The organism is Rhodococcus sp. HNM0569, from assembly GCF_012726205.1.
Lineage (GTDB): Bacteria > Actinomycetota > Actinomycetes > Mycobacteriales > Mycobacteriaceae > Rhodococcus_F.
This window is the reverse complement of the sequence record NZ_JAASAE010000042.1, coordinates 1-495: the sequence shown is the minus strand read 5'-3', so window position 1 is coordinate 495 and position 495 is coordinate 1. Positions and strand designations below refer to the sequence as shown.

The window sequence follows — 495 nt, the reverse complement described above, 5'->3', positions numbered from 1 at the left end:
CGTTGTACCGGTCCCACGTCGTGAGCACGAAGTTCAGGTAGCGGCCGTCCGACCAGGGGTGCATGAAACCGCCGTAGAGCGACGGCAGCAGCACCGAGCTGAGGATCGTCTCGGTACCGCTCCACGGTCCTTCGAGCTGTTCGGCCTGCCGGATCACGAGGCCCTTGACCGGATCGGTGTACATCGCCACGAACTTGTTCAGGTAGCTGTTCCACTGCACCGACAGTTCGCTCACCGAACCGGGGATGACGTCCGCGGCGGCCGAGATGTCGGGCTCCCACGTCGAGCCGTTCCAGTACTCGTACGCGGCCAGGTTGTCGATGTCGGCACCCTGCACGCGCGCGAGCCGCGCGGGCCCGAATCGCCCCGAAGGCGTGCCGAATTCGTACAGCCAGCCGTCGGCGCCGTGCACGAACGCGCTCTGCTGGAAGTTCTCGTTGCCTGCCGCCACCGCGGGCAGTCCGGGCACGTCGACACCCGGCGTGTTCGCGCGCG

1 protein-coding gene is annotated in these 495 nt (G+C 67.5%); it reads right to left on the bottom strand.

What is annotated here, in order from left to right; all coding sequences use genetic code 11:
* A partial coding sequence (locus HCA44_RS20710) for a DUF4185 domain-containing protein (protein WP_169651216.1) occupies positions 1 to 495 on the bottom strand: 495 nt, incomplete at both ends.